This window comes from Pseudomonas putida, from assembly GCF_028682635.1.
Taxonomy (GTDB): domain Bacteria; phylum Pseudomonadota; class Gammaproteobacteria; order Pseudomonadales; family Pseudomonadaceae; genus Aquipseudomonas; species Aquipseudomonas putida_AE.
Genome location: NZ_JANHLK010000011.1, coordinates 193,570 through 197,522, shown reverse-complemented (window position 1 = coordinate 197,522; position 3,953 = coordinate 193,570). Strand labels below are relative to the sequence as shown.

At 60.4% G+C, this 3,953-nt stretch carries 2 protein-coding genes; one reads left to right on the top strand and one right to left on the bottom strand.

What is annotated here, in order from left to right; genetic code table 11:
* Nucleotides 1-235: 235 nt before the first annotated feature.
* Complete coding sequence (locus NPS56_RS16175) at nt 236-1,192, top strand: alpha/beta hydrolase (protein ID WP_274075513.1); 957 nt, start codon at nt 236-238, stop codon at nt 1,190-1,192.
* Between the two features lie 83 nt (nt 1,193-1,275).
* Here NPS56_RS16175 and NPS56_RS16170 read toward each other — a convergent pair whose 3' ends face one another.
* Nucleotides 1,276-3,756 (bottom strand): TonB-dependent siderophore receptor, encoded by a 2,481-nt coding sequence (locus NPS56_RS16170; protein WP_274075512.1) that lies wholly within the window; start codon nt 3,754-3,756, stop codon nt 1,276-1,278.
* Between the last annotated feature and the right edge of the window lie 197 nt (nt 3,757-3,953).

The window sequence follows — 3,953 nt, the reverse complement described above, 5'->3', positions numbered from 1 at the left end:
CAACACCGCACCCCTGTAGGAGCTGGCTTGCCAGCGATGGTAGCCAACGATAACGCGTGTTTGTTGGATAAACACACCCCCTGTAGGAGCTGGCTTGCCAGCGATGGTCGCTAACGATAACGCGTGCTTTCTGGATACACGCGGCGTATTCGAATCCATCGCTGGCAAGCCAGCTCCTACAGGGGACCGCGTTTACTACAAGATTTTCTACTTTCTTGCGTAAAGGATCCCTCCAATGGCCGTACTGCCAGAACTTGAAGCTTTCCTCGAACTCGCCGAGTTCGGCCGCCTGACCGGCAAAAGTCACCCCATGCACGAACAGACCCCGCAAGAGGCACGGATCGACTTCGAAGCCTCCTCAAGCTTCCTCGATACACCGCTGGACAATATCGCCTGCGAAAACTTCACCATCCCCGCCCGCGACGGCCACAGCCTCGCCGCACGCCTGTATCGCAACGGCCAAACCGTCGAAGCCCTGCAACCAGTGATGCTCTATTTCCACGGCGGCGGCTACGTGGTCGGCAGCCTCGACTCCCACGACGCCCTGTGCCGTCGCCTGGCAGCCCAGGGTGGTTTCGCCGTGCTGACCGTCGATTATCGCCTGGCCCCAGAATGGCGCTTCCCGACTCCGGTACAGGACGCCTGCGACGCCGGCAACTGGCTGCTACGCGAAGGCGCAACCCGCCGCCTGGACGCCACACGGGTGGCCCTGGCCGGCGACAGCGTCGGTGCAACACTGGCCACAGTGCTGTCGATCATCTCTGTTCGCGACCCACAGGAACTCGCGCTGAAACCCAAGGCGCAACTGCTGGTTTACCCCGTCACCGACGCCACCACCCACCGCGCCTCACACCGGGATTTTGCCGAGGGCTACCTGCTGGAAACCCCGACCCTGGACTGGTTCTACACCCACTACGCCCGCACCCCCCAGGACCTGGCGGACTGGCGCTGCTCGCCGCTGCTGGCCGAGGATTTGTCGGGTTTGGCCCCGGCACTGGTGTACCTGGCCGGTTATGACCCGTTGCATGACGAAGGGCTTGAGTATGCCGAGCGTTTGCGGGCGGCGGGGAATGAGGTGACGTTGCTGGAGCAGCCGGGTATGACCCATGACTTTCTGCGCATGGCGGGGTTGTTGGGGGAGGTGGAAGGGATTCACGTGGAAGTGGTGGAGTGGGTGCGCTCGCGGCTTTGAGGTGACGTGAGCAGAAGATCAAAAGGCCCATAAAAAATGCCCGCATCTCTCAATGCGGGCATTTTTCATTTCAGCTCAGCGACTCAGAAGTCGTACTTGGCCGTGAGTTGAAAGTTACGCGGCTCGCCGTAGAAGGTGGTGCCGAAGTTGCCCAGGCCTGTCAGGTACTTCTTGTCGAAGACGTTGTAGGCGTTGGCGGTGAAGCTCAGGTGTTCGTCGTACTGGTAACGGGTCATCAGGTCGACGAGGGTGTAGCCGCCTTGCTTGAGAGTGGCGGTTGCACCTTGACCGCTGCCATCCACGCTCGGGTTGAAGCTCTGGCCGTAGAAGGCGCTCTGCCAGCTGACGCCACCACCGACGGTGACCTGATCCAGGGCGCCGGGCAGGCGGTAGGTGGTGAACGTACGCACGACGTGTTCCGGTTTAGTGGTGGCCAATGGGAAGCCGTAGATGCGTTGTTCGTCATCGTCACGCGAACGCGCGTAGGTGTAGCCAGCCGACAGGTTCCAGCCTTCGGCCAGTTCGCCGGCCATTTCCAGTTCTACACCCTCGGTGGTGGCGCCGGAGATTGGCTTGTAAACGTCCTGGCCGGTGGTGGTATCCGTGGTGACGTACTGGGCGACGTTGTCCTGTTCAATGCGGAAGAAGGCCAGGCTGGCGTTCAGTCTGCCTTCGAAGTAGGCCGCTTTCAGACCGGTCTCGTAGCTGTCGCCTTCAACCGGGTCCAGGGTCTTGCCGCTGGCATCCTTGTAGATTTGTGGCTGATAGATGTTGGTATAGCTGGCGTACACCGAGTACGTGTCGTCGAGGTCATAGACCACACCCGCGTAAGGCGTGACGACGCCGTGTTCCTTGTAGCTGGCATGGGTGTCAGCCAGGCCGGCGCCGGGGTAGTAGGTGTAATCCTCGTTGTACTTGAAGGTGCTGACACGGCCGCCGAGGATGAACGACAGGTCGTCTGTCGGACGCAGGCGGGTGGCCAGGTAAGCGCCGTTCTGGCTTTGGGTGCGTTCGTACTTGCCGTTCTTCGGAAACTCCGGTTTGGCAATGTGGCCTTTCCAGTCGAAGATGTCACCCGGCACCAGTCCGAACTCGGAGCTGTCGTAGGTCGCACCGGTCTGGCGTGAATGGGAGGTCATGAAACCCGCCACCAGTTCATGCTCGCGACCGCCCAGGCTGAACGGGCCGGAAACGTTGACGTCAGCGGTGTTCTGCACGCGATGGCCTTCCCAGCGCCCCCAGTAGAAGAACATGCCTTCGCCGGTGTTGCGATCCGGGTTGCCGCCGCTGGCGGAGGCCAGTTGGGTATCGTGATCGGTGGTTTTCTGGTCGAACGTGGCCTTGAATTTCCAATCGTTGGCCAGTGCTTGTTCCAGGGAGGCGAAATAAGTAGTGCTGTCGAAATCACGACGGCTCCAATCGGAACCCGGGTTGAAACTGCGAGAGAAATCGGTACGACCACCGTCGCTATAGAACGGTGAGTTACCGGTCCAGGAACTGCCGCGAGGGGTTGCGCTGGACCTGTCCACACCCAGGGTCAGCAAGGTGTCGTCGGTCAGGTCGGCTTCGAGGATGCCGTAGTACAGGTCTTTCTTCTGGCTGTAGTGGTCGATGTAGGAGTCCTTGTCCTGCAAGGCTCCGACAAAGCGGCCGCGCACGCTGCCGGTGTCGTTCAGCGAACCGGAGATATCACCTTCGGTGCGGTAATTGTCCCAGGAGCCAACAGTGCCGCTGACCGAAGCCTTGAAGTCCTTGGTCGGTTTCTTGCGCACCAGGTTGACGGTGGCGGCCGGGTCACCAGCGCCGGTCATCAGGCCGGTCGAGCCCTTGATGACTTCGATGCGGTCGAGGCTGGCGGAGTCGTCGCTGTTGTTCGGGTTTTCACCATAGACACCGTCGTAGGGAATGTTGACGCCATCGTACTGAAAGTTGGTGATGGCAAAGCCACGGGTGGAAAACTCGGTACGGTCGCTGTCGTACTTCTGCATGGTGACGCCGGGCGTGTTACGCAGGACATCACCCACACTCTTTGAGCCTTGATCGTCCATCTGCTGACGGGTCACCACGGTCACCGATTGCGGCGTTTCGCGAATGGTCAGCGGCAGCTTGGTGGCGGTGGTGGTCGCGCCCGTGGTGTAGGAACCGGTGCCTTCAGTGGTCAGTCCCAGGGCCTGGCCGGAAATGGTGGTGGCGCCCAGTTGCAGGCTCGACGAGCCGCCGGACACCAGTGTCACGCTGTTGCCGTTGATCTGGAACGAAATGCCGGTGCCCTTGAGCATCTCGGCCAGGGCCGCGGAAGGCTCCAGCGAGCCGGACACCGCACGGGACTTGATGCCGGCCACCTGGTCCGGGCTGTAGAGGATTTGCAGGTTGGTCTGCATGCCCAGCTGGGTCAGGGCGCTGGACAGCGGCTGAACCGAAATACTGACTTTCACAGGTGCAGCATTGGCCATCGAGCTCCCCAGCAAGGTGGCGGTCAGCAGAACGCTGGTCAACAGGGTTTTATGCAGTGACGGGCGCTGTACGGCCAGCGCGAGAGGTGTACGGCGTGGAAGAGATCGCATTACTTGCCTGTGCTCCTGAAAAGTGTTTTGTGAAGTTTTTGTTAATGGGAATGATTATTAAGACGGAGCACTGACAGGAAACCGGAAAAATAATTTTTGAAGGTTCGGAACTGCGCAAAACCTGTGGGAGCGGGCTTGCTCGCGAAGGCGGTGTGTCAGTCAGCATTAAATGTCGCCTGACACGACGCTTTCGCGAG

Bases quoted from the DNA above. Each gene is read 5' to 3' on its own strand.
- NPS56_RS16170 (WP_274075512.1), bottom strand. From the start codon at position 3,756: ATGCGATCTCTTCCACGCCGTACACCTCTCGCGCTGGCCGTACAGCGC.
- NPS56_RS16175 (WP_274075513.1), top strand. From the start codon at position 236: ATGGCCGTACTGCCAGAACTTGAAGCTTTCCTCGAACTCGCCGAGTTC.